This is a genomic window from Affinundibacterium seohonense, from assembly GCF_014284305.1.
Classification (GTDB): domain Bacteria; phylum Pseudomonadota; class Gammaproteobacteria; order Burkholderiales; family Burkholderiaceae_D; genus Undibacterium; species Undibacterium seohonense.
The window spans coordinates 81064-104891 of sequence record NZ_JACOFW010000018.1 but is presented as its reverse complement, the minus strand read 5'-3'; the positions used below and the strand labels follow the sequence as shown (position 1 = coordinate 104891).

Annotated in this window: 27 protein-coding genes; 5 read left to right on the top strand and 22 right to left on the bottom strand. The window is 44.9% G+C overall.

The features are described from left to right. Positions 1 to 161: 161 nt before the first annotated feature. From erpA to rplM, 6 genes are all read right to left on the bottom strand, one after another. The gene (erpA, locus tag H8K52_RS15045; protein WP_186923729.1) at positions 162 to 512 is read right to left on the bottom strand and encodes an iron-sulfur cluster insertion protein ErpA; all 351 of its coding nucleotides are present in this window, start codon (positions 510 to 512) and stop codon (positions 162 to 164) included. Between the two features lie 58 nt (positions 513 to 570). Further along, a complete protein-coding gene (locus H8K52_RS15040; RefSeq protein WP_186923728.1) occupies positions 571 to 957 on the bottom strand; it encodes a bactofilin family protein in 387 nt (128 codons plus the stop codon). A gap of 80 nt (positions 958 to 1037) precedes the next feature. Continuing rightward, positions 1038 to 1772: a DUF6776 family protein gene (locus H8K52_RS15035; protein ID WP_186923727.1), complete on the bottom strand. Its 735-nt coding sequence runs from the start codon at positions 1770 to 1772 to the stop codon at positions 1038 to 1040. A gap of 7 nt (positions 1773 to 1779) precedes the next feature. After that, the gene (gene argC / locus H8K52_RS15030; protein WP_186923726.1) at positions 1780 to 2817 is read right to left on the bottom strand and encodes an N-acetyl-gamma-glutamyl-phosphate reductase; all 1038 of its coding nucleotides are present in this window, start codon (positions 2815 to 2817) and stop codon (positions 1780 to 1782) included. Positions 2818 to 3117: 300 nt separating this feature from the next. Continuing rightward, complete coding sequence (gene rpsI, locus H8K52_RS15025; RefSeq protein ID WP_186890750.1) at positions 3118 to 3510, bottom strand: 30S ribosomal protein S9; 393 nt, start codon at positions 3508 to 3510, stop codon at positions 3118 to 3120. 9 nt (positions 3511 to 3519) lie between these two features. Next, a complete protein-coding gene (gene rplM, locus H8K52_RS15020; RefSeq protein ID WP_186890749.1) occupies positions 3520 to 3948 on the bottom strand; it encodes a 50S ribosomal protein L13 in 429 nt (142 codons plus the stop codon). A 549-nt stretch (positions 3949 to 4497) separates the two neighbouring features. Between rplM and H8K52_RS15015 the strand changes: the two genes are divergently transcribed. Next, a complete protein-coding gene (locus H8K52_RS15015) occupies positions 4498 to 4962 on the top strand; it encodes an OsmC family protein (protein ID WP_186923725.1) in 465 nt (154 codons plus the stop codon). A 97-nt stretch (positions 4963 to 5059) separates the two neighbouring features. On the opposite strand, the gene H8K52_RS15010 is transcribed toward H8K52_RS15015, so the two are convergent. The 7 genes from H8K52_RS15010 to H8K52_RS14980 form a co-directional block, all read right to left on the bottom strand. Continuing rightward, positions 5060 to 5803 carry a BPSS1780 family membrane protein gene (locus H8K52_RS15010; protein ID WP_186923724.1) on the bottom strand — a complete coding sequence of 248 codons (744 nt, stop codon included), beginning with the start codon at positions 5801 to 5803 and terminating at the stop codon, positions 5060 to 5062. Between the two features lie 45 nt (positions 5804 to 5848). Next, on the bottom strand, positions 5849 to 6811 hold the full coding sequence (locus H8K52_RS15005; RefSeq protein WP_186923723.1) for a homoserine kinase: 963 nt from the start codon (positions 6809 to 6811) through the stop codon (positions 5849 to 5851). A gap of 121 nt (positions 6812 to 6932) precedes the next feature. Further along, on the bottom strand, positions 6933 to 7451 hold the full coding sequence (locus tag H8K52_RS15000; RefSeq protein ID WP_186923722.1) for a hypothetical protein: 519 nt from the start codon (positions 7449 to 7451) through the stop codon (positions 6933 to 6935). Between the two features lie 169 nt (positions 7452 to 7620). Continuing rightward, a complete protein-coding gene (gene phnE / locus H8K52_RS14995; RefSeq protein WP_186923721.1) occupies positions 7621 to 8403 on the bottom strand; it encodes a phosphonate ABC transporter, permease protein PhnE in 783 nt (260 codons plus the stop codon). Positions 8404 to 8432: 29 nt separating this feature from the next. Beyond that, positions 8433 to 9248, bottom strand: a complete 816-nt coding sequence (locus H8K52_RS14990) for a PhnE/PtxC family ABC transporter permease (RefSeq protein WP_186923720.1) — start codon at positions 9246 to 9248, stop codon at positions 8433 to 8435. Positions 9249 to 9319: 71 nt separating this feature from the next. Continuing rightward, positions 9320 to 10186, bottom strand: a complete 867-nt coding sequence (locus H8K52_RS14985) for a phosphonate ABC transporter ATP-binding protein (RefSeq protein ID WP_186923719.1) — start codon at positions 10184 to 10186, stop codon at positions 9320 to 9322. After that, on the bottom strand, positions 10186 to 11052 hold the full coding sequence (locus H8K52_RS14980; protein WP_186923718.1) for a putative selenate ABC transporter substrate-binding protein: 867 nt from the start codon (positions 11050 to 11052) through the stop codon (positions 10186 to 10188). The genes H8K52_RS14985 and H8K52_RS14980 overlap by 1 nt, the downstream gene beginning before the upstream one ends. Positions 11053 to 11297: 245 nt before the next feature. On the opposite strand from H8K52_RS14980, the gene trxB reads away from it, so the two are divergent. Together trxB and H8K52_RS14970 are read left to right on the top strand one after the other, a co-directional pair. Further along, positions 11298 to 12251 carry a thioredoxin-disulfide reductase gene (gene trxB / locus H8K52_RS14975; RefSeq protein ID WP_186923717.1) on the top strand — a complete coding sequence of 318 codons (954 nt, stop codon included), beginning with the start codon at positions 11298 to 11300 and terminating at the stop codon, positions 12249 to 12251. Positions 12252 to 12351: 100 nt separating this feature from the next. Continuing rightward, positions 12352 to 12993, top strand: coding sequence for a Smr/MutS family protein (locus tag H8K52_RS14970; protein ID WP_186923716.1), 642 nt, complete (start codon positions 12352 to 12354; stop codon positions 12991 to 12993). A gap of 62 nt (positions 12994 to 13055) precedes the next feature. Here H8K52_RS14970 and H8K52_RS14965 read toward each other — a convergent pair whose 3' ends face one another. Both H8K52_RS14965 and H8K52_RS14960 read right to left on the bottom strand, forming a co-directional pair. Further along, a complete protein-coding gene (locus H8K52_RS14965; protein WP_186917665.1) occupies positions 13056 to 13394 on the bottom strand; it encodes a P-II family nitrogen regulator in 339 nt (112 codons plus the stop codon). A gap of 26 nt (positions 13395 to 13420) precedes the next feature. Then, on the bottom strand, positions 13421 to 15034 hold the full coding sequence (locus H8K52_RS14960) for an NAD+ synthase (protein WP_186923738.1): 1614 nt from the start codon (positions 15032 to 15034) through the stop codon (positions 13421 to 13423). A 20-nt stretch (positions 15035 to 15054) separates the two neighbouring features. Here H8K52_RS14960 and H8K52_RS14955 point away from each other — a divergent pair, with 20 nt between their 5' ends. Then, positions 15055 to 16221: a GNAT family N-acetyltransferase gene (locus H8K52_RS14955; protein WP_186923715.1), complete on the top strand. Its 1167-nt coding sequence runs from the start codon at positions 15055 to 15057 to the stop codon at positions 16219 to 16221. Between the two features lie 171 nt (positions 16222 to 16392). Next, entirely contained in the window at positions 16393 to 17433 is a 1041-nt protein-coding gene (locus tag H8K52_RS14950; RefSeq protein WP_186923714.1) for a serine/threonine protein kinase, read from the top strand. Between the two features lie 10 nt (positions 17434 to 17443). Here the strand turns inward: H8K52_RS14950 and H8K52_RS14945 are convergent, their stop codons facing one another. From H8K52_RS14945 to H8K52_RS21620, 7 genes are all read right to left on the bottom strand, one after another. Further along, positions 17444 to 18157 (bottom strand): ABC transporter ATP-binding protein, encoded by a 714-nt coding sequence (locus tag H8K52_RS14945; RefSeq protein WP_186923713.1) that lies wholly within the window; start codon positions 18155 to 18157, stop codon positions 17444 to 17446. 1 nt (position 18158) lies between these two features. Next, the gene (locus H8K52_RS14940; protein ID WP_186923712.1) at positions 18159 to 19367 is read right to left on the bottom strand and encodes an ABC transporter permease; all 1209 of its coding nucleotides are present in this window, start codon (positions 19365 to 19367) and stop codon (positions 18159 to 18161) included. A gap of 83 nt (positions 19368 to 19450) precedes the next feature. Then, complete coding sequence (locus tag H8K52_RS14935) at positions 19451 to 20665, bottom strand: ABC transporter permease (protein WP_186923711.1); 1215 nt, start codon at positions 20663 to 20665, stop codon at positions 19451 to 19453. 38 nt (positions 20666 to 20703) lie between these two features. Beyond that, positions 20704 to 21897 (bottom strand): efflux RND transporter periplasmic adaptor subunit, encoded by a 1194-nt coding sequence (locus H8K52_RS14930; RefSeq protein ID WP_186923710.1) that lies wholly within the window; start codon positions 21895 to 21897, stop codon positions 20704 to 20706. Between the two features lie 16 nt (positions 21898 to 21913). Beyond that, on the bottom strand, positions 21914 to 22627 hold the full coding sequence (locus tag H8K52_RS14925; RefSeq protein ID WP_186923709.1) for a hypothetical protein: 714 nt from the start codon (positions 22625 to 22627) through the stop codon (positions 21914 to 21916). 60 nt (positions 22628 to 22687) lie between these two features. After that, entirely contained in the window at positions 22688 to 22885 is a 198-nt protein-coding gene (locus tag H8K52_RS14920) for a hypothetical protein (RefSeq protein ID WP_186923708.1), read from the bottom strand. A 378-nt stretch (positions 22886 to 23263) separates the two neighbouring features. Continuing rightward, the gene (locus H8K52_RS21620) at positions 23264 to 23677 is read right to left on the bottom strand and encodes a glutaredoxin domain-containing protein (RefSeq protein WP_186923707.1); all 414 of its coding nucleotides are present in this window, start codon (positions 23675 to 23677) and stop codon (positions 23264 to 23266) included. Positions 23678 to 23828: the final 151 nt, after the last annotated feature.

The window sequence follows — 23828 nt, the reverse complement described above, 5'->3', positions numbered from 1 at the left end:
AGTTGTTCCAAGGTGACCATTTCTAATTCGTGTTGGAAAGGTGTCGGTGTTTTTAGCATGCCGCTATTAAACCAAAAGGCCTCGCACTTGGCGAGGCCTTTTGGGGTTTGTCAGCAGTCTGAGACGCCGCAGCGTCTTTTTTTATGCAGTCGAGAACGACTTTATGCAGAAAAGGATGATCCACAACCACAGGTCGATTGTGCGTTCGGATTCTTAATCACAAACTGTGCGCCTTCCAAATCATCTTTATAATCGATTTCTGCGCCCACCAAATACTGATAGCTCATCGCGTCGACTAATAACTGCACACCATTCTTATGCATAATAGTGTCATCTTCATTCGTCACTTCATCAAACGTAAATCCGTATTGAAAACCAGAGCATCCACCGCCCTGTACGAACACACGTAATTTCAAATCTGGGTTGCCTTCTTCTTCAATCAATTGTGCTACTTTTTCTGCAGCACTATCAGTGAAAATAATTGGGGATGGCATATCGGTAACAGCGTTCATAATCGACTCCTGCTGGTTAGTTCAAATCAGACTGCTATTATAGACCTTAATCATAATCCTAGTTGGACGCAGCCAACTTCAAAACTGGCTCAACATTTTGATCGTGCGCAAGTTTTCCAGAAACTAAGGCACCATTCATCATTTCTAATGCCTTATAGACTACATCACCTGAAATTCTGGCCCGACTCTGCAACTCAATCAATTCAGTAGAGAACACAGGGCCATTAATCACACCATTAACCACGACATGTCCAGCACGTACTTCTCCGTCTATGACGGCTTGCTCAGAAATTACCAAAATACTGGCAGTACCTGCCTCGGCAATGACATTCCCTTTGACATGACCATCAATTCTTAATCCACCTTTAAAGTGGACATCGCCTTCTATGCTGGTACTAGAACCAATCAAACTATCGATGGTGCTCTTATTCTTACGATTAAACATGCAAACTCCTCTATCTTTTTAGAATATTGACAGTGTTTAATAAAATCATACTCTTACTTGACTACAGGTCAGAAGTAAGACTACTGCGCCGACAGACTAAGCGATTGCTTAGCCCGTAGTTCGCCTTTTTCGAGAACTGTCATTTGTGCTGATTTTACTATTGCGCCTTCTGGCAAAGTGATTTGCCCCTCAAGTCTTTGATAGTGCTTAAACGAGAGTTTTAACTTTGCCGCCTCTCCTGATTTAGGATCAGGGAATTCCATCATAACAGGTTTACCGTCTTGAACTAGTGTCAAGCTGATATGCATTTCACCCGAAAATTCACGAATTGCCTTGCCACCTTGCATCACCAGACTACGGTAACGTAACTGATTCGGTGCTGCCATTTCAATTTTTGACTTTTGCAAAGTAATCCCTTGCGGACGATTTGCTGAAGGCATCAAACTTTCAAAAAAAGCTAAGTCGTCTTTGATCTTATTATTTTCTGCCGTCAAAATATTGACTTGATCAGTTAACTGTTTTTGGATGGATTTTTCTATATTTTGTTGACTTTCGATGGTTGCGGCAGTCGCCAGCAACTTATCGCGCTCTGCGGTTAAGCTCGCGACTTTATCTTGAAGAGCTGTCATCTGCTCAGGCGAAAATTTAGGACCAAAGGCAAAACTACGTCCCATATCATAAGTCCACATCGCGATCGCACCACCAACACCAATCACCACCGCAAACAAAGCAAATTTAATCGGCCACGGCAAATGCTGACTGATGGTCATCTTTGACGCCGTAATACGCCGACGAAAAAATTTAGAAATTGGCATAGTTAGCTTATGGGTTCACTGGCACATGCTGTAAGCCAGTCGACTCATCCAAACCAAACATAATATTCATACACTGCACTGCTTGACCGGAAGCCCCTTTTACCAAATTATCCTGCACTACCAAAATCACAACATGCTTTCCATTTCCCGGGCGATGCAAAGCGATACGTAGCATATTCGAAGCGCGAGTCGAACGCGTTTCTGGATGCGAACCAAAAGGCATCACATCAACAAATTGCTCGTCTTTGTAGGCATCTTCAAACAGAGCTTGTAATGCCTCATTGCTGATATCTTGTGTCAATTGCGCATATAAGGTGGAATGCATACCACGAATCATAGGCACCAAATGGGGGGTAAATAGAAGTTCGACTTTATCTTGTGTCAGACCTTGCAATTGCTCAATAGTCTCGGGAGTATGGCGATGTCCAGCCACACCGTATGCTTTGAAACTGTCACTCGTTTCTGAAAACAAAATTCCAATTTCTGCCTTACGACCCGCACCGGAAACACCGGATTTACAATCAGCAATCAAATTACCTGCGTCAATCACACCAGCCTTCAACAATGGTGCGAAACCAAGTTGCATGGTAGTTGGATAGCAACCAGGATTACCGATCAAACGGGCGCTCTTAATTTTGTCGCGATTTAGCTCTGGCAAGCCGTACACAGCTTCAGACAATAAGTCTTTGCAGCTATGTTCCATGCCATACCATTTTTCAAACTGCGCCACATCTTGCATACGGAAGTCCGCTGCCAGATCAATCACCTTCACACCATTGGCTAAAAGTTCTGGTGCCTGCGCCATTGCTACGCCGTGCGGCGTCGCGAAGAACACCACATCACATTCGTTCAAGTTAGCTTTATCTGGCGAAGAGAATGCCAAATCAACACGACCACGTAGGGAGGGATACATCTGCGCCACAGGCACACCATCTTCTTTACGCGAAGTAATGGCGGTCAATTTTGCTTGCGGATGGGTGGCGAGAATTCTCAACAACTCGACGCCTGTATAACCTGTTCCACCTACGATACCGATTTTAATCATTTTGACTGTCCTAAACGAAAGCTGGTGCCATTAAAAAATTATGCGTGCATTCTAGCAGTCGAAGCTAGATTTCCCAATAGACAATTGTTTCTGTTGACATCATCAAAAGGGATTTAAAGTCTTTTGCCGCAGAGGCACAAAAGCCTAAAGACACCGGAACTCTGTCTGCGCAAAGATGACATCCCCGCCTTTCGAGCATAGCTGAACTGCATTAACGCTATCAGGATAAATTCAGGGCGAAAAAAAACCGCCAACATTTGGCGGTTTTTTGTTCCAGCAAAAAAATTTGCAAAAAGCAAATTAACGCTTGGAGAATTGCTTTGCGCGACGTGCTTTGCGCAAACCAACTTTTTTACGTTCAACTTCACGAGCATCACGAGTAACGAAGCCAGCTTTGGACAATTCAGATTTCAAAGTTGCATCGTAGTCGATCAAAGCACGTGTGATACCGTGACGAACCGCGCCGTATTGGCCAGATTCACCACCACCGTGTACATTGATCATGATGTCGAATGTTTCGAGGTGATTAGTCAACTCGAGTGGTTGACGGATAACCATCAAGCCAGTTTTACGAGAGAAATATTCGTCAGCTGGTTTGCCGTTGACAACAATCTTGCCGCTACCTGTTTTCAGGAATACGCGAGCAACTGCGCTCTTGCGACGGCCAGTTCCGTAGTTGTAATTACCGATCATGGCTATTCCTTAGATGTCGAGTACTTGTGGTTGCTGAGCTGCATGCGGATGCGTTGCATCTGCGTACACTTTCAACTTCTTGATCATTGCGTAACCGAGTGGGCCTTTAGGCAACATGCCTTTAACAGCCTTCTCTAACGCACGGCCTGGGAAGCGAGCTTGCATTTTTTGGAAGTTCGTTTCGTAGATACCACCTGGGTATCCAGTATGACGATAGTAAATCTTGTTCAGAGCTTTAGTACCAGTCACGCGCAGTTTAGCTGCATTAACTACGACGATGAAATCGCCCGTGTCGACGTGTGGAGTAAATTCTGGTTTATGCTTGCCGCGTAAACGGAGTGCCACTTCGCTGGCAACACGTCCGAGAACTTTGTCTGTCGCGTCAATCACGAACCAGTCGCGCTGAACCTCATGGCCCTTAGCGGAAAAGGTTTTCATGTTGAATCCTAAATAAAAATATTAAAAACACCCTGATTTCGGTGGTTCTGCCAATCACTTCTAGCAGACGCTCCCTTGTTAAATTCTCTCTTGGGCGAACAGAGAGTCAGAAATTATAGTATTTTCAAAGACTTAGTGCAAGCACTGTTTAAGTTTTAGGCAAAACTAGGCAGATAATTCTGTGAATATCGCTTCAAAATCAACATCTACTTTTCGCTAATCTGCGTTTTAAGACAAAAAAAACCCGAAGACTTGGCTTCGGGAATAAGTCACTTGGAGTGACGGAGGAGATGCGTGAAGAGATCAAAACCGAACTTACACGAAATCGAAATTGCATAGTAGGTGAATGATTCGTCTTATGCCAGAGAAACTTAGTGCTATCTAGAAAGTACTGAAATTCGCTACTGCAAGTAGCATATTTCGTACTATTTCTCAATTTTACGGGCAAGAAACTAAAAACAGTCCATAAGTTTGACGTAGAAACAAGAGTCGTCTTTACTCAGTTACAATAAGCAAGTTTGTATAAATGCCAAAGTAAAGGAGAACAACATGGAAGTTAATGTAGCTTGGACCGGGACTTCCGGCATGAGTTTTTTAGCAACGACTGGATCGGGTCATGCCGTATTGATGGATGGCGCAGTCGAAGGCGGCGGGCATAATCTAGCACCACGCCCGATGGAAATGGTGTTGCTCGGAGCTGGTGGCTGCTCAGCCTATGATGTCGTCTTAATTTTGCGCAAAGGCAAACAAGATGTGCGTGGCTGTGAAGTGAAGCTAAGCGCGGATCGCGCTGAAACCGAGCCTAAAGTATTCACAAAAATTCATTTTCACTTCGTTGTGACTGGTCGCAATCTCAAACCCAACTTGGTTGAACGTGCAATTGCGCTCTCGCATGACAAATATTGTTCAGCGTCGATCATGCTTGGCAAAACTGCAGAGATGTCACACAGCTATGAAATTATTGAAGATCTGACACTCGCATCTGAGCACGAAAAAATAGAAGTAACAGAATAAGTTCTGGTAAATTAATGAGCAAACGAACGCCATACCGCTAAAAAATGCCGGATTATCTCCGGCATTTTCGTACGCATAAACCAAACATTGCTATTTCTTACACAAGCTCGTCACGACTAAACACAGCCGTATAACTAAAGTAAAAAGTGCAATACATCACCAAAGAAATCGTTAACATCACAGGCAGCATCAGCACACCAAGCACACCGCCACTCAAAGCCACCAATAAAGCAACAAAACTCAAAATACCGCACCACGCCAATAAGTAGACCATAAATGCTTTACGTGCGCGCCAGACCGCAAAGAAGCTATAGAAAATAGCCTTCGCCACGCCCATTCCATGCCACATAACCAATGGTGCGCCAAACCAAAAACCCATTGCTGCTGGCGTGTAAACAGTGAAAAAGGTCAACATGCCCCATCCAATATTGGATTTCACTAAGGCTTTTTGATCTGCTTTCGATGGATCCGTAAGGTAATTCCAAAGTGCGCCATCATCGACAGGTATCGAGCAAGCGAGCGAGCCAACTAAAGCCATCGTGTACAAACAACCTAAAACCAATAGCGGCTTAAGCGCTGGAGAGCGAAATGCGATTAATAGCGAGCCAGTTGTGATCGGCTTGGATTGATCGATATCTCTGCATGCGTGCATGATACCCATGCCCAATACAGGTCCAAATATAAAAGGCAAAAAACTACCCAAGTAAGGCACGAGACTCAAACCAAGATTAAAAAAGATCAAACCAAAAAACATAAACAGTAATTCGAATGGATGTTTTCTAAATGTCTGAAAACCTAACTGTATCCATTGCAAGCCCGCTTTGGGCATCGGTGTATTCATCGGTCTTTTCTGTTAAATCGATATTTGGATGTCAAATCTATATTTTTACATCTGCGGTAAAGCTGGGGTCGGCTGCGAAACGCGCAAACGTAAAATCCGTTCGAAATGCGTAGGATCATGCGGCGTTAACATTTCGGCATCTCGCGGTTGATAAAAGTCATAAACACGCGATAACCAAAAACGGAAAGCCGCAGCACGCAACATTGGCTGCCACGCTTGCGATTCCTCTAAGGTGAAAGGACGCACGGCATGATAGGCGTTTAACATGGCATTCACACGTGTCAAGTCTAGTTCACCACTAGCCAGATCAATACACCAATCATTGATCGTCACCGCAACATCAAACAACCAAGTGTCGCAACCAGCAAAGTAAAAATCAAAAAAACCCGTCAACTGCTCGCCATCAAACATCACATTATTACGAAACAAATCTGCATGTACCGGACCTGTTGCTAATGCTTTGTAAGTGGGTGTCAATGCAAATGCGGATTGAAAAGCAATCTCATCCTGCATCAACTGTCGATTCGTATCCGACAAAAATGACAAAACCTTAGGCACGGTCGTTTGCCACCAATCCAACGAACGCAAGTTAGCCTGATGAATCGTGAAATCTCGACCAATCAAATGCATACGGGCCAGCATCGCACCGACTTCAGCGCAATGCACCGCCTGTGGTTCCATTTGCGAACTACCGTTTAACTTACTCACGATAGCGGCTGGTTTGCCGTGCAATGCAACGCATAATTCACCGTCCACATTAGCGATCGGTGCTGGTACTAAAACACCTCGATCAGCTAAATGGCGCATCAGTTTCAAATAAAACGGCAATTGTTCGAAATTTAAATTTTCGAAAATCGTCAGAACATATTCACCCTGTTCTGTATCAATAAAAAAGTTACTGTTTTCTATTCCTGATGCAATCCCTCGAATGTTTAATGCCTTACCGAGCGGAAATTGCTTCATCCAAGGAGTCAGGTCTTCCAGAGTTACCGATGTAAATACAGCCATGTCTATCCACTATGAATGATAGGTGTCTCGAATAATTCAAAGCACTAAACTAAGCGAAGCTGGTATCACAGTTTTCCCGCAACAAGGCATAGTGAAGAAGTTTCGATTATTCGAGTTTCCCTTATTTTTTCTCTGCCGGCATCGATGCCGACGCTGCGCTTGCTGCTGTTGCAGAAGCAGGTGTCGATGCAGCTTTCGCTGCTGGAGGCGCGACTGATTTGGTAGAACCAGTCTTTGAGGTGGAATACGGACCTGGTGACAACACTGGCAAAGATTCGACTTCTTTTGTCTCTTTCTTACCGCCAAACTCCATCACTTTCCATTGCGCTGCGCGATTAGCATCACCTTCTGGGGTGCCTTTCGGCGCATTATTTGGTTTCACCGTGTAGGTGCTTTTGCCAGTACGAACCTGGACTTCAGTGACTTTGCCGTTGTCTTTACGTTCAACGGTTTTTAACTTATTGCTCTCTGGCTTAATTAATTTAATATCAGACTCTGGACCTTCTTCTAGCTTTTCCAGTTTTGGTGGCGGTGGTGCCGTCTTTTCTTGAGCGATAGCCGCAGTGGATGCCGAAATTGCAAAACAAGTAGTCACTATCGTCGTGGCTAAACTAGTCAATAAGGTCAATGAGCTTTTCATGATTTTCACTTTAGATTCAATAGAAATACGAATAATTGCTCAGCATTGTAACAAAGCGCGAGCGTCCTTAGCGGGAAAGTACGTCGTCTCCCTAGCGCCGAATAGTTTTTTTCGACAAAACGAACAAAGACAATGACGAAACTCGCGTCAAATATAAGAATAAATTCAATTAACGGACTAGCCAACGACGTAATGAAAAGCTCAAGGCATCAACAGCGGCGACCAACAACAACATTGCCAATATCACCGTAGCCGCACTCGACATCTGAAATAATGACAAATGATATTTCATCATTTGCCCAATGCCACCCGCACCAACCACGCCCAAAATAGCAGCAGCACGGATGTTATTTTCCCAACGATACAAGGTATAAGACAACATCTGCGGTAAAGCTTGTGGTAAGCGACTGTAAAGAAATGCTTGTGTGGCAGATGCGCCATTGATTCGCAGGCTCGCTTCGATTTCTGGAGGGCTATTGTCTAAACTTTCAGCGAACAAACGTCCAAATACACCCGTGGTATGCGCAGCCAAAGCGATGGTACCGGCAAACGGTCCCAAGCCAGCGGCAATCAACATCATTGACGCCCACACTAACTCAGGAATAGAACGTGCCACATTCAAGAATAATCCTGTAACTAATTTGAGGGTCTTCCCAAAACGCCCACTCGCCGGCAACGCGAGCAACAAACCCAGCACTGCCGCGATCAATGTACCTAAAGCTGACATCGACAAAGTCTCTATTGCCGCATGCCCAACTTTGGCTAACATCGATGCACTCAAATCTGGCGATGCGAATCCGCTTAAGAATTCACCAGCATTACTAAGCGCATCCTGCGTAAACAGAGCGCGCCATTCCAATTGCAAACTCCAAAAGCTGGTGACGACCAACAACAATACACCGGTAAGAACCAGTGCACGCGTCGCCGTCCACACGGGAGGTGCTACTGGCATGGTGGTTGTTGAATGCGTTGATCGTAATCTCATCGATTCAAACTCTTTCGAGCGACATGGCTAAGTAAATCAGCTGCAGCAACCAATACAACGAAAACACATAAAATAGTCGAGACTTCTGCACCGGCCAACATTTTTAAGGATTCATCCATACGCTGCCCCAAACCGCCAGCACCGACAAAACCCATCACCACGGAACCACGAATCGCACATTCCCATCGATAAATTGTGTACGACGTTAGTTCCGGCAAGGCATTCGGCAAAGAACCAAATAAGAAAGCGGACAAGCGGCTGCTCCCATTACGCAATAAAGTATCGCTCGCATGGGCATCGCTGCTTTCCAAAATTTCTGCATAAACCTTGCCCAGCATGCCAGCGTAGGTCAGGGCTATCGCGAGTACGCCCGCAGTTGCTCCTAAGCCGACAATGCGAACAAATAGCAAGGCCCAAACCAACTCGGGCACGCTACGTAAAATCACCAAAATCCAACGCACGATTTGCCGAATCAGTCGAGATGACACACGCGTCTGCGAACGCCCAATGCGCGAAATCGATAAATGTTCAGAAATAATGAAGGCCGCAGGTATCGCGAGTAACAATGCCAAGACGAGGCCAGCGGTGGCAATCGCGATCGTCTGCCAAGTCGCAACTAGCACGATCTTTAAAAAATCAGCCGAAAGCTCGGGAGGAAAAAAATTTAAAACAAAACGCCAACTTGCTTGCAAACTTTGTTGATCAAGCAAAATCCAAGGTTCAAATTCTGAATACACCAACATCGGCCATAGCAAGACCAAACCAAGCATCGTCAATGTGACACGGCTTCGCCAAGCTGGGTCACTTGGCATGACATGTCGAGCTACATCGTTTGTGGATGAAGTCGATTGAGAAAGTTGGGTAGATGAAGAAAGCAGCGGCATCAAAAACACCGTACATGCTCAATGATGGTCGCATCCGTGTTCGTGATATCGATAGCATTATTACCAGATTCAGCACTGACTGCATTTTCATACAAAGCCGCAATCATCACGTCGGTGACTGACTTGCCATCGCCCGAATCAAACATCACTTGTCCATCACGTAGGCCGATAATGCGCTGAAAGTTTGCGCGTGCCAGTTCCACTTGATGCAGGCTACAAATCAAGGTCGCGTTCGCTTGCTGCGCCTCTTGCTGTAGGACCTGCAAAGTCTGTAGCGCCAAGCTAGGATCTAAAGCCGACAAGGGTTCATCAACGATCAACAAACTAGCATCAGACACCAATAAGCGTGCCAAAGCACAACGCTGGCGCTCACCACCGGATAAGCGATCCACCCGCGCATACAATTTATCTTGTAATTGAAAACGCGATAAAGCCTGCCATGCTAAAGCGGGATCGACAGGCTTAATCAGATTACGAATCGCTTGCCACAAACTCCAAGCAGGCAAACGCCCCGCTAACACGGAAGTAACAACTCGCTGACGGCTTGGCAAAGGTGGCGTCTGTGGTGCCAAAAATAGGTGCCGACGCAGCGCATGGCGTTCGCGATGTGCCAAACTCCACATCGACTTCCCCATGAAATGGAGCACACCACCACATGGCTGTATCGCAGCTGCCATGGTGTGTAGCAAAGTCGTTTTACCTGCACCAGATGGGCCGATAATCGCGATCTGTTCACCCACGCTTACCCGCAGATGAATCGAATTCAAGGCTGGCTCGGCATCAGGCGCTGACGCCAAATGACGCACCGACACCTGATCTAATTGCAGTAAGTAAGGCACGCCATTTGGTAAAACCAACTCTGACATTATTTCAACAACCCTGCCTGCTGCGCAGCGACTTCAATCGCTTTATAGTTGTCGGCCTTGGTTGGAATAAAACGCAAAGTTCTTTGCAAATCCAAAATCTCTTTGTCCTTCGGATTAGTGCTATCCAAACTTAAAAAAGCATCGCTGATTTTCTTACGCAACTCAGCGGGCATATCACTGCGCACCGTCCAGTTGTAATCAAAGTAGCCTGGCGTTGTATAGAACACGCGCACTTGCTTAGGATCGACTTTATTTTGACTCACTAACTTTTCCCACACTGAGATATTCAGTGCACCAGCATCGACTTTACCGCCCGAAACCGCGGCTACGGTTGCATCGTGCGCACCAGAAAAAGCAATGCGTTTCATGTCGGTATCTGGATTGACTTTGGCATTAAGCAAAAATGAGCGCGGCATTAAGTGTCCTGAAGTCGACGATTCCGAGCCAAAACTAAACGTTTTACCTTTTAAGTCTTCTAATTTATTGATTGCGGGATTCGTCGTAATAAATACGGATTTAAATTTCTCGTCCTCTTCACGCTGCACCAAAGGAATCACTTGGTCTTTACTGCGAATCTTTGCCTGCACAAAAGTAAAACCACCAAACCACACCATATCAAGTTTGCCTTTAGTGAGGCCTTCGACCGATGCAGCATAGTCAGTGACAGGTGTGAATTCCACTTTCATTCCCAACTTCTTCTCTAAGTATTCACCCAAGGGCTTAAACTTGCGTTGTAATTCGGTCGGTGCTTCATCTGGAATTGCAGAAACACGCAAAACCTGCTGAGCACTTGCCGTTACGCCGGAAAAACACAGCATCGAGACTAAGAGCGCAAGTGAAAAACGACGAAATTTTGAAATTTGCATGGTGATTTATAATTTCTAAAAAGTAGAGTCTGCATTTTACGGGAAAAGAATCAGCAAAGATGGACTGAATCGACAGGTACAAAATTTAACAAGGGACAAAATCAATAGATTTGCATAAATGACACTCCTTGACTTGAACAAAGTCAATTCGGCACAAATCTGGGATAATGCGCATCTTAGTCGATCCAATCAAGGATTGAACACATCGAACTTGTTTACTTACGACCACACTCATCGGAACCACTATGTCTACTCCTAAATCAACCAAGCACGCTCATGTTTTGATTCTCGGCTCGGGCCCTGCGGGATACTCCGCCGCGGTTTACGCAGCACGCGCCAATTTAAATCCAGTCTTGATTACCGGCGTAGAACAAGGTGGTCAATTGATGACCACTACCGATGTGGAAAACTGGCCGGCCGACCCAAACGGCGTGCAAGGTCCAGAGTTGATGCAACGCTTTTTAGAGCATGCAGAGCGCTTTAATACTGAAATTATTTTTGACTACATCCACACGGCCAAGCTGACAGAAAAGCCGATCCGCTTAATCGGTGATCAAGCTGAATACACTTGCGATTCATTGATTATCGCCACTGGTGCTTCCGCGCAGTATCTGGGCTTGCCTTCCGAAGAAGCCTTCATGGGCAAAGGTGTCTCCGCATGCGCTACCTGCGATGGTTTCTTCTATCGAGGCAAAGAAGTCGCTGTCGTTGGAGGCGGTAACACTGCTGTGGAAGAGGCTTTGTATTTATCAAATATTGCTAGCAAAGTGACTGTTATTCATCGCCGCGACAAATTCCGTGCGGAGGCAATTTTAATTGACCGCTTGATGGCGAAAGTCGCCGAAGGCAAAATTGAAGTCAAATGGAATCACACTTTGGATGAAGTCACAGGCGATGCATCTGGCGTGACTGGCATTAATATTAAATCGGCTGAAGGTGCCGTTACGGCGGTGCCTTTACATGGTGTGTTCATCGCTATTGGTCACAAGCCAAACACCAGCATCTTTGAAGGCCAACTGGAAATGAAAAACGGTTACATCATCACCAAGATGGGCAATGAAGGGATGGCGACCGCCACAAACATTCCTGGCGTATTTGCTGCTGGCGACGTACAAGATCATATCTATCGCCAAGCAATTACCAGTGCGGGTACTGGCTGTATGGCAGCGCTAGATGCGCAGCGCTTCTTGGAAGAATAAGAATCGAATTGCAGAGGGCGCAAAGACGTATTGAGAAAACGCTTTGCCCCCTGCCCCTCTGCGGTAAAAGTTTTTAAATCTTTTTTCAGCAAACATCATCATGGCCTCATCAATGAAATCTTTTGCTGACCTACAACAAGTTGGTAAGCAGCTCAAAGCGCAACAAGAGCAGCGTGCAAAAGCGGAAGCAGAACGTCTAGCGCGGGAAAAACAGGCCGCTATTGAAGCGAATATTTTTCGCAGCAGCATCGGCGACGTTCAAGTCTTAAAGCAACCAGAAAAATTTCATCCCATTCCAAAGAAGCCACAGCCGCTGCCCTTCAAGCACATTGAAGACGAGCAAAAGGCCTTGCAAGAATCTTTATCAGACGAGTTTGATGCTGGAACCTTACTCGAATCAGACGACAATCTTAGCTACACGCGCATTGGTGTCGGCATTGATGTAGCGAAAAAATTGCGTAAAGGCGAATGGGTGATTCAAGCCCAACTTGATTTACACGGCATGCGCCGCGACCAAGCCCGCGATAGTCTCGGTGAATTTTTGCGAAAGTGCATTCGCAGTGGTTTTCGCTGTGTACGAATCATCCACGGTAAAGGCTTAGGTTCAATTAATAAAGAACCAGTATTAAAGAACAAAGTTCGCAATTGGTTAATTCAAAAAGACGAAGTCATCGCCTTTAGCCAGGCGACCGCCGCTGATGGTGGCTCTGGTGCCTTGATCGTCTTATTGCGTGCATCCTGAAATCAAAAAAAGCACGCATCAACTTCTTGATGCGTGCTTTTTCAAACAACCAAATTAAAAAGTTATACGGCTTCCGGTCCCGTTTCGCCAGTGCGAATACGAATCACTTGTTCCACATTCTGCACAAAAATCTTGCCATCACCAATTTTGCCAGTGTGGGCGGCCTTAATGATCGCATCGACCACATCATCACAGACCTTGTCGTCGACCACCACTTCCACCTTAATTTTAGGTAAAAAATCAACCACATATTCAGCGCCACGGTACAACTCCGTGTGCCCTTTTTGGCGACCAAAACCTTTAACTTCGGTGACCGTCAATCCGGTTACACCCACATCGGCCAAGCCTTCACGGACTTCGTCGAGTTTAAATGGTTTGATTATTGCTGTAATTTGTTTCATGTTTTCCTCACTGATTTACTGATATTTTAATCTCGGAATTTCGACGTTATCGGATAGCGCCAATCACGTCCAAAAGCCCGGTGTGTAATCCGAATACCGACTGGAGCCTGACGTCGTTTATATTCATTAATTTTAATCAAACGCGTGATGCGCTCTACATCGGCTTCGCTGTAACCGGCTGCAATAATTTCAGCTCGTGACTGATTTTCTTCCATGTAGCGTTGCATAATGCCATCGAGAATATCATACGGCGGTAAGGAATCTTGATCCTTTTGATCCGGACGTAATTCTGCTGATGGTGGACGCGTAATAATGCGTTCAGGGATCACATCACCAATCGAATTTCTATACGCACAAAGACGATACACCATGGTTTTGGCAACGTCTTTAATGACGGCAAAACCGCCCGCCATATCGCCATACAATGTGCAGTACCCGACTGCCATTTCACTCTTATTGCCAGTTGTCAAAACGATAGAGCCATATTTATTCGACATCGCCATCAACATCGTGCCGCGTATGCGTGCCTGAATATTTTCCTCTGTCGTATCCTCTTTTAAGCCCGCAAACTCCTGACTCAAGGTATTTTTGAATGCACTAAAACACTCGTTAATAGAAATCTCGTCGTAATGTACACCGATACGTTTAACCATCTCACGAGAATCTAACCAAGAAATATCTGCCGTGTACGGTGAAGGCATCATCACGGCACGCACTTTTTCTGCGCCCAATGCATCAACGGCAATCGCCAAGGTCAAAGCAGAATCAACCCCGCCCGAAAAACCAATTAAAACACTAGGAAAACCGTTTTTCGTCACGTAGTCACGCACGCCCAACACCAGAGCACGATAAATCTGTGTTTCGACAGGTAAAGTCTGTGCCACAACAGCGGCTTGTGGCACGCCATCGATAAAATCAACAATCTGTAAATCGGCTTCGCAGTGCTTTAATTGCGCGCAAACTTGTCCTTCTTGATCTAACACGAAAGAATTACCATCAAAAATCAATTCATCCTGACCGCCCAACAAATTTGCATAGACAAGACTCATGCCGAGCGCGCTGATGTTTTGGCGCATGACTTCAATGCGAAAATCGCTTTTATTCATGTGAAACGGCGATGCATTTGGTACTAACAAAACTTGTGCACCAGCGGCTCTCGCCATTTGTGGGGCGTCACCATTCCAAACATCCTCACAAATATTGATACCAAATTTTGTGCCTTTAACCTCAAACACGACCGCATCATCGCCAGTCGCGAAATAGCGCTTCTCATCAAACACTGCATCGTTCGGTAAAGCATGTTTTAAATACGTGTGCGTGATGCTGCCGTTCAACAAAACCGAAATCGCGTTATAGTGCCGCTGTTCCTGTAATAGCGGATGTCCGACCAAGACATGAACATCCTTAAATTGCTGGAGATCTTGCGCTAGATCTTGTAGGGCAATGGCAGTTTGCTGATAAAACGCAGCTCGCAGTAGCAAATCCTCGGGTGGATAGCCAACCAAGGACAGCTCCGGCGTCACGACGATATCGGCCGCTTGCGACGCAGCGCGAGATACATAGTCAAGAATTTGTCGAGAATTGCCAGCGAGATCACCGACGATGCTGTTCATCTGAGCAATAGCAACTTTTACAGTCATAAGATTTAAGGCCATGAGCTATGAATTCTGAAGTCCCACATTATCGCATGCGTCTAGTCGATTCTCTATCGGAAATTGGACAAGAAAACTGGGACGATTTACTCAGCGTGCAAGAACAAGCCAATCCATTCTTATCCTATGCTTTCCTGAACGCATTGCATGAATCTGGATCTGCATCGCCGACGACGGGCTGGACGCCACGCTTCATAAGTGTGTGGGAAGGTGAATCACTGGTCGCGGCGATGCCCTTGTATGAGAAAACTCATTCTTACGGAGAATATGTGTTCGACTGGGCGTGGGCCAATGCCTATCATCAGCATGGCTTGGCGTATTATCCAAAACTCTTGTCGGCCATTCCATTCACCCCAGTTCAAGGTCAACGCCTGCTCAGCCGAAGCAATGATACACGACAAGTTTTATTAAGACATTTAATAGATTTAACGAGAACTGGCCTGCATTCCTCTTGCCATATCCTATTCCCCAACGACAAAGAAATCAGCGTATTGCAGGACGCTGGTTTTTTGTTACGCCAAGGTGTGCAATTTCATTGGACCAATCGAAATTTTACCGATTTTGACCATTTCCTAAGTACTCTAGAAGCAAAGAAACGTAAAAACATTCGTGCCGAAAGGCGCAAAGTTCAAGAAGCGGGCGTGACATTCATCCATTTGCGAGGTAATGAAATCACGGAATCCGATTGGGCATTCTTTAAACAATGCTACGATCAAACGTATGCCGAACACCATTCGACGCCCTACCTCAATCACGATTTTTTTCTTCGTATTGGCAAGGGCATGCCAAATAATTTATATCTAATTATTGCCAACTTACAAGGCGAGAGAATTGCTGCCGCCCTTTTTGTCCACGATGACCATACACTTTACGGACGTTATTGGGGATGCCTACGTAGTCTGCCCTGCCTGCATTTTGAAACAGCCTATTACCAAGCCCTAGAATTTTGTATTGCCAACAAAATCCAAACATTTGAAGGTGGTGCTCAAGGCGAACATAAAATGGCACGAGGCTTTTTGCCGCACAAAACCTATTCAACGCACTTACTAAATGAAACCGCCTTTGCTGACGCCGTTGCACACTTTCTGCAACGTGAACAAGGCGGAATCGAAAACTATATTGACGAATTAGAGGAGCACACGCCTTACAAATCGCAAGAAAAAATCGCAAAATAACTACGTGGTATCAGCGCACCTCTTGATGCCAAGCGAGACAATTTGCAACAAATTCGAGGAAAGCATGGGCAGATTCACATGCGTCTCAAACAAATCCATTAGAATGTGCAAATGCAAAAAAACCATCTCAAGCCGATGGTGAGATTTATCTAATTCAAGGTTGTCCTCAGTATGATTCAAAATGCACCAGCCAATAACGCTGCCAATTCTGGCAAAACATCGATGCGTAGAATCGGTCGCTTCACTGTGACTGATAAGCTGGGCAGTGGTTCCAATGGCAATGTCTTACTCGGGCACGATCCGATTATCGATCGCGCAGTCGCCATTAAAATTTTGAACAATCCGGTTGGTGCGACTGACAAAAAACAACGTGAACAACAGTTTATCAATGAAGCTCGTGCTGCCGGACGCCTTTCTCATCCCAATATCGTCACGATTTATGACGCATCCACCGAAGGTGGAACGACTTTTATTGCGATGGAGTTTTTACAAGGCAAAGATCTGCGGGAATTGATGGCAAGCGGCAAACGCTTTGATGTAATTGAAACTGCTAGCATCGTCTATAAGATCGCGAACGCTTTAGCATTTGCCCACAATCAAGGGGTAATTCACCGAGATATCAAGCCAGCGAATATTTTTATTGTCGAAAACAATCAGCCAAAGGTTGTGGATTTTGGCATCGCACGCGTACCCAATCGCGTATTAGATGATAGCGGTCAACCGCAGACCCTATTCAAAGGTACGATTATGGGTACACCTAACTATATGTCCCCTGAACAGGCCTTGAGTCAACCAGTAACAGCATTAACAGACGTTTATTCTCTTGGCGCAGTGATGTACGAGATGCTGACCGGACAAAAGCCTTTTTCGGCGTCTGATTTCGATAAATTGCTTTACAACATCACACACAAAACTCCAAAATCACCTGCCTTACTCAATCCAGACGTACCAGAAAAACTGGCACACATCGTTATGAAGGCAATGCAAAAGAAAACGCATCGCCGCTATAAAAACGCCGCCGAAATGGCGCTAGCATTGAATAAGTTTTTGGCAGCAGAAAAACGTGCACGACGTCAATCTTCAGCAAGCAGAGAAAGCAGCACTACATCCACAGCAAGCCCTTTTGCACATAAGAGCAATTTATTTTGGTTGGGTTGGGGTAGTTTTATTATTGCGGCAATCTTGGCAGTGTTAGCTTTTAAGTCGCGTTGAATTGAACGATTTATTTCGACATATCACTAAGAATACGCCCATCACTTAGTCGTACAGTCCGCTGACAGTGCGCGGCAATTTCCGCCTCATGCGTAACTAGAATCAAAGTATGACCTTCAGCGTGTAAAGCATCAAATAAACTCATAATATCTGTCGTGGTCGTGCTGTCCAAATTACCAGTCGGTTCATCCGCCAACAAAATAGAGGGTTCGCCACACAAGGCCCTAGCGATTGCGACTCTTTGCCTCTGCCCACCCGAGAGTTGATTAGGCAAATGATCAACCCGATTAGCCAAACCAACACGCTCCAGCGCCAATAACGCCCGACGTTTACGTTCCGCTGGGCGGATACCACGATAAACCAGAGGTTGCATCACATTTTGTAACGCGCTGGCTCTCGTCAATAAATTGAAACTTTGAAAAATGAAGCCGATTTCTTGATTGCGTGTGCGTGCCAGCTCCACGTCCGAGAGATGCGCTACGTCTTTACCGTTCAATAAATACTGACCACTACTAGGTGTATCCAAGCACCCCAAAATATTCATCATGGTGGACTTACCTGAGCCAGAGGCGCCGATAAAAGCCATGTATTCATTGCGTTTGACCGACAAATCAATTTTATCAAGCGCATGAATCACTTCACCACCCATTTGATAGTGGCGCGAGATGGCTTGAAATTGAATCAAAGGCTGATCACCCAGATTTGCAACATCAGAAAAACTCATTTTATTCTTTCGATAAAGCGACGACGGGGTCAAGTTCGGCAGCGCGAGCGGCGGGAAGGGCGCCGGAAACTAATGCAACTAAGACTGATACGCCGACGGCTGATACAATCGCCCACAATGGCACTGAAGGCGTACTTGCCTTAGGAATATAGCGCACCACAACATGCGCTAGAGCGCTACCCAATAAGACACCAACGATGGCGCCCATCACCGATAACAGAATCGCTTCCAATAGAAACTGCCAGCGTATAGTTTGTTTGCTCGCACCTAAAGCCATCAAGATACCAATTTCACGTGTGCGCTCGGTAACCGATACCAGCATCACATTCATCACTCCTACACCACCCACCACCAAAGAGATCGCAACAATCGCAAAAAAGACTTTTGAAATCGCTTTTTCCAATAGCAAGGCCGAATCTCGAATTTGATCACTACTCTCAATCAAAAAATCTTCCGCCTCACCATCGGGTGTTTTTAAAGACTGGTGCAAGATGCGCTTGACCTCCGAGAGGACAGAGGTCATTTGTGATTGATCGGATACCCGAAATCCAAAAGCGTAACGACGCTCTTGTCCCATCAATTCTTCTGCGACCGAGAATGGCACATACACATCACCAATTTGTCGCAGACCTTGTCCAGCGTCGCCATTTCCTGGTACCACACCGATCACTTTGAGTGAAAAAGTCCCCAAAATAATCACGCTGCCCAAGGCCATCTGCGGCAAACCCAATTCTGCAATCAGGTGCTCACTGATTACACAGACTCTGAGCCTGGAGGTCTCATCGCTCTCCATCAAGAATCGACCTTGCGTGGGAAATTGCTGATACAACTGCGGATGAAAATAAGAGGCGGCCAACACTGTAACTTCTGATTTTTTGCCACGATAAGCCAGGTCGGATACATCCAGTTTACTGGTAGCGACTACCGGGCTAACATTAACCAGTTGCGCACTCAGCTTCTGCCATTCCTGCTTTGACATTGGGCGCTGCAAGACACGGTCTTTCATATAATTACCGTCAATCAGCACCAAATCCGAACCCAATTGCGATAAGACCTGATTGACGCCTTTATCCAGACCTTGCACCACCGCCGCGATCGTCACCAAGCCCGTCACGGCAATCACGATGCCCAATGCAGTTAGTGCGCTACGCAGAGCATAAACGCGAATCTGCGTCATCGCTTGCTGAAATAAATCAAAAAAAGCGAACATTACCTATTCACCTTAAATTTCGAGAGAGAAACACGCTAAAAAACACGCCATTTTTGCGCCTGATTCATTTGAAATTTCATTCATTATTCCGCCGCAAGCGCCTCAATCGGATCAAGTTGTGCGGCACGCATGGCAGGCCACGCACCCGCCAGTACACCCACCAAGAGTGCGATACCAACCCCAGACAACATAGGCCAAAGCGGCAGCACGATACGGTTAACATCTTCAAAAGTGAGTTTGACAAAAATATTAGCGAGCGAGACCCCCAACACCAGACCGACCATGGCTCCCAGACCAGAAATACTACTAGCCTCGATCAAAAATTGTAGCCGTATATGCCATTTAGTCGCACCCAGCGCACGTAAAACACCGATCTCGCGAGTCCGCTGCGTCACCGCCACCAGCATCACATTCATAATGCCAATAGCACCGACCAACATAGAAATCGACACTAACAAGATCAAAACGATCGAAATCATTTGTATGATTTCATCATTCGCAGCGCGTAATTGTCCTGCATCTTGTATAGTAAAACCATCTTGTTCATTCGGTGCGCGTGCTAAGGATATCCTCAAGACTTGTCTCACCTGTCGGATAACAGATTGATGTTGATTTGGATCTTTCAAAGTGAAAGCGAAGCTCAATGTCCTTGTGTTACTTTCTAATTCTTGAGCAAGGCCAAAAGGGATGTACATCTGCACCAACTGCCGTGGGCCTCCTTTTTTAACAGGCGGCAGTACGCCCACAATCTCCAAAGAAAAATGCGCAAAACCGAGTTTTACTCCTATGGGGCTTTGGGGCAATCCTAATGCCACAATCAAATCTTCACTAATCACACAAACGCGGTGGTGCGCGCCTTCATCACTTGCCTGGATAAAACGACCTTGTAGCGGAAGAACTTGATACAGTTGTGGAAGCAACATCGAGGCCGAAGCGACGCTGACATTTTTTCTCAGTTTCCCATAACGTACAGCGATCTCGTCACCGGTGACATTATGACGTGAAGCAATCTGCTGACTCGCTACTAAGGACTTTATGCCAGCTACTTGAGAGCTTAGCGCATCCCATTCGCGCCGCCCCAATTTCGCACCACCACTCGCTTGCACCATCACTAACTCAGAGCCCAGCGATGTCAATTGACGATTAACCATCAACTCCAATCCCAGCATCACGCCCGTAATGGCAATAACGCCGGTGATAGAAATAATAATGCCCAAGGCGGTCAGCAAACTACGCCCCAGATGGGCGCGAATCTGTGTCCATGCCTGCACAAACATATCCCATACACTAACCAGCATGGTCTAGTTTCCGAGTGTAAAACCGTGCGATGATACTTTCATCGAACATCGACTTCTGGCAATGCTTGACCGTCACGCAACTTCTCCAAGAGGGCGGCGGGTCCACTAATGATTTCATCGCCCAAGGCTAAGCCTTTGCGCACTTCTTGCCTATGCTCATCGGCGTAGCCAATCTCTAGCATCTGTTTTACCACGCGACCATTTTTAACTTGCCATACATAATAATCTCGTCGTTTAGCGCCCGAAAAACTATCGGTATTGATTTCATCGACTCGCAGCGCGGTGAGTGGAATCAACAAAGTCTTCGCTTGCGCGCCCTCAATCAATGAGAGATCACAACTCATGCCCGACACAAATTGCGGATGACTATTCGCTAATTCAATTTGCACAGCGACCGTTCGTACCGTTTTATTGTCGCTGGCCGTTTTGCTGTCGTTATTGACACTACGTGCGATACGCGTCACTTTTCCCTTGAAAGTTTCATTTGGTACAGCTCTGGTCGTCATCGCAGCAAGTTGCCCCAATTTAATACGCGCTATATCAAATTCCGCGATTTGCGCTTCGACCACCATGCTACTTGGATCGGCTATCGTCATTAAACTAGAGCCTGCCAAACTCACAGCGCTAGCGACCGCCGTCTCGCCAACCTTAATCGGTATCGCAATCACCACGCCCTGAATCGGAGATCGGATAATGGTTTTTTCTAAGAGCTTTTGTTTTTGCAATAATGCGGCGACATTTTGTAGCGCATTTTTTTCATTCGATTCGAGTTGAAATCTCGCGTTATCCAAAGCATTCAAAGCTATGTCAAGCGCTTGTTTACTAACCATCCCCCGCGCAGTTAACTCATTTTGGCGCTGCCACTCAGTTTGCCTTTGTTCCACGTCGTTCTTGGCGCGACGTATCTCAATATCACCGCGCGCAACCTGAGCTTCCATTTGCGAAATCTCAGCCTTGACAGTGGAGTCATCTAACTTAATCAACTCCTGCCCTTGCTCTACCGCCTGCCCTTCTTGCACATAAATATGCGTGACTTTAGCAACCAGCTCGGCAGAAAGGCGCGCTTGATTGCGATAGGCTAAAGTACCCGCAGTATAAAAAGAGCTGCTAATAGCACCTTGCTCTACTTTATTGGTTTGATGTTTAACGCCTGTTATCGACTTATTTTTAACAAAAAAAGTAGTGATGCTAACAATCAAAAATAAAACTAGCACAATCGCAAGCTTCTTCATTCTCTACCTAAAACTTTCATCCTGAAAACGCAACACCAAAAAGATAATATTCCATACTCATGAAAATAAAATATGGAATAGCTGCAAACAGAATACTCCTTATCCACCCAATATGAGCAGTTACATTTATATCTTCTAAGTTTGATTGACGCTTAAATAAATAAGCCAATATAAAAATATTTACAAATACAATAGGCCCTTCAAACGAAGTAAAGAACTGCAGGGCACCGTCACCCTTTAATTTAAGGAGGCTATTCCATGAAATTGGATCCAAATCTTTCAAATAGATTCTGACTGGAGAATTTGCAGTCACAAGAACGGCAAGACTCAACAACATACCCACCAAGAGCGTGATGTGCGACCATAAACTCATTAAAAAAAGCCTTTTTGCTTCAATTCTGGAGTTGAAAAATTGAGCAATTGCAACAGTAAATATCGCTATCAACAATATCTTCAATTGACACAATACTACTGGCCAAAACGCCATCTTACCAAAGTGAAAGAGATTACTGTGATCTAAAACTCTCGCCAATATTCTCTTTGCTGTTTGTGGATCATAACTTTGTATAAGTATCGAATAATTGACCCATTCAATATCCACAATATTAATATAAATACAGTAAATAAACGCATTTAAAATTGGAAAGCCAATTACCAAGAAAAAGCCCCATGATGATGTCGACATTTCAAAAAAAATTTGTTTGGCATTCCTAGTCTTTATATTATTCATTGATTTAATGTTAAAGTATGACGCAACGAAAAGGAGGTTACGTGAACCTCCCATTTTTTACTAGTACCAAGTTTTCCTGCATTCACGGTACAAGGCATCACATCCCCAATTCGGCATATACCAAGTATCATAACAATTCTCTGCAGCAGCTACACACTCTTCCTGAGATTTTGGCTGTGCAATCGCCATACCTGCACTCAAAAACGACAATACAGCTATCGCTGCCAATGCTTTTTTCTTTATAGATGTCTTTTCCATATTCCACTCCAATTAACAAAAGTTAAAATTAGCACTAATCAATACTTTTAGAATTTCCATTTGAAAAATAATGATACAACTCATTAACAATTAACTATTAATTGCAATAAATCGCCAAAAATTAGCAATCAACGAGAAATATAATATTGAAATTAGCTCTATTATTGGCAACAAAAAACTTACCAATAAATTATTTTACTATAAAACTACTAAATTAGCATGTAAATATTGGAATTTAAAATACACAATCAAAATTTGTGCGGGAAGCATATTTGCCCCAGCAATCCATGCAGCAGTTTAAACTAGAGTTTTACATAGTGAATTGAAATATTTTATTGAGTACGTTCAGTGCGATATACAAATCGTCTTAGTAAGTGATTAGTTGGATGTACCAACTTGATCATCCTGAGGCAGTTGAGCAAGAGCATCTTTAACCATTTTTGGATTAAAGCCTCTTAGGCGCCGATTTCCGATCAACAACAATGGGACAGTCTTGCCTCCCAATTCTAAATATTGACTTTTCGCATCGTCGGAGTAATCAATATCGTAATCAATAAAATCGACATGCTTACTTTTCAAATAATCACGTGCAGCCGCACATGATCTACACCAACTAGTTCCATAAATAATAACTCTTGCTTTTTTACCATTAAAATAATTACTAAAATCCCCCCTATCAAATACAGTGGCTGGCACAGGCTTTAAAATAAAAGAAACTAAAAAATATACCGAAATCGTAATCAATAAAACAAGAAATGTATAAATTACGGCATCTTTTTTTGTTTTTTTCACAACAACTCAATCCCATTAAAATAATTAATTGTCACGGCATCTCGATAAAAACTCTAAACACTCAATGACGCTTTCAATCTTTAAATAGTACCAACGCAAACACAAATGCATTAACTATACACCAACAAGGCAACAATGGAAAATATGCATA

Excerpts from the sequence above, each read along its gene's own strand:
- H8K52_RS14945 (WP_186923713.1), bottom strand. The coding sequence starts at position 18,157 with ATGAGTTTTTCTGATGTTGCAAATCTGGGTGATCAGCCTTTGATTCAA.
- H8K52_RS15040 (WP_186923728.1), bottom strand. The coding sequence starts at position 957 with ATGTTTAATCGTAAGAATAAGAGCACCATCGATAGTTTGATTGGTTCT.
- H8K52_RS14930 (WP_186923710.1), bottom strand. The coding sequence starts at position 21,897 with ATGAAGAAGCTTGCGATTGTGCTAGTTTTATTTTTGATTGTTAGCATC.
- H8K52_RS14980 (WP_186923718.1), bottom strand. The coding sequence starts at position 11,052 with ATGCAAATTTCAAAATTTCGTCGTTTTTCACTTGCGCTCTTAGTCTCG.
- H8K52_RS15010 (WP_186923724.1), bottom strand. The coding sequence starts at position 5,803 with ATGAATACACCGATGCCCAAAGCGGGCTTGCAATGGATACAGTTAGGT.
- H8K52_RS15000 (WP_186923722.1), bottom strand. The coding sequence starts at position 7,451 with ATGAAAAGCTCATTGACCTTATTGACTAGTTTAGCCACGACGATAGTG.
- argC (WP_186923726.1), bottom strand. The coding sequence starts at position 2,817 with ATGATTAAAATCGGTATCGTAGGTGGAACAGGTTATACAGGCGTCGAG.
- H8K52_RS15035 (WP_186923727.1), bottom strand. The coding sequence starts at position 1,772 with ATGCCAATTTCTAAATTTTTTCGTCGGCGTATTACGGCGTCAAAGATG.
- H8K52_RS15015 (WP_186923725.1), top strand. The coding sequence starts at position 4,498 with ATGGAAGTTAATGTAGCTTGGACCGGGACTTCCGGCATGAGTTTTTTA.
- H8K52_RS14970 (WP_186923716.1), top strand. The coding sequence starts at position 12,352 with ATGGCCTCATCAATGAAATCTTTTGCTGACCTACAACAAGTTGGTAAG.
- H8K52_RS14920 (WP_186923708.1), bottom strand. The coding sequence starts at position 22,885 with ATGGAAAAGACATCTATAAAGAAAAAAGCATTGGCAGCGATAGCTGTA.
- trxB (WP_186923717.1), top strand. The coding sequence starts at position 11,298 with ATGTCTACTCCTAAATCAACCAAGCACGCTCATGTTTTGATTCTCGGC.
- H8K52_RS14950 (WP_186923714.1), top strand. The coding sequence starts at position 16,393 with ATGATTCAAAATGCACCAGCCAATAACGCTGCCAATTCTGGCAAAACA.
- H8K52_RS14955 (WP_186923715.1), top strand. The coding sequence starts at position 15,055 with ATGAATTCTGAAGTCCCACATTATCGCATGCGTCTAGTCGATTCTCTA.
- H8K52_RS14965 (WP_186917665.1), bottom strand. The coding sequence starts at position 13,394 with ATGAAACAAATTACAGCAATAATCAAACCATTTAAACTCGACGAAGTC.
- H8K52_RS14990 (WP_186923720.1), bottom strand. The coding sequence starts at position 9,248 with ATGCCAAGTGACCCAGCTTGGCGAAGCCGTGTCACATTGACGATGCTT.
- rplM (WP_186890749.1), bottom strand. The coding sequence starts at position 3,948 with ATGAAAACCTTTTCCGCTAAGGGCCATGAGGTTCAGCGCGACTGGTTC.
- H8K52_RS14925 (WP_186923709.1), bottom strand. The coding sequence starts at position 22,627 with ATGAATAATATAAAGACTAGGAATGCCAAACAAATTTTTTTTGAAATG.
- H8K52_RS14935 (WP_186923711.1), bottom strand. The coding sequence starts at position 20,665 with ATGCTGGTTAGTGTATGGGATATGTTTGTGCAGGCATGGACACAGATT.
- H8K52_RS14940 (WP_186923712.1), bottom strand. The coding sequence starts at position 19,367 with ATGTTCGCTTTTTTTGATTTATTTCAGCAAGCGATGACGCAGATTCGC.
- erpA (WP_186923729.1), bottom strand. The coding sequence starts at position 512 with ATGAACGCTGTTACCGATATGCCATCCCCAATTATTTTCACTGATAGT.
- H8K52_RS14960 (WP_186923738.1), bottom strand. The coding sequence starts at position 15,034 with ATGACTGTAAAAGTTGCTATTGCTCAGATGAACAGCATCGTCGGTGAT.
- rpsI (WP_186890750.1), bottom strand. The coding sequence starts at position 3,510 with ATGATCGGTAATTACAACTACGGAACTGGCCGTCGCAAGAGCGCAGTT.
- H8K52_RS14985 (WP_186923719.1), bottom strand. The coding sequence starts at position 10,186 with ATGTCAGAGTTGGTTTTACCAAATGGCGTGCCTTACTTACTGCAATTA.
- phnE (WP_186923721.1), bottom strand. The coding sequence starts at position 8,403 with ATGCCAGTAGCACCTCCCGTGTGGACGGCGACGCGTGCACTGGTTCTT.
- H8K52_RS15005 (WP_186923723.1), bottom strand. The coding sequence starts at position 6,811 with ATGGCTGTATTTACATCGGTAACTCTGGAAGACCTGACTCCTTGGATG.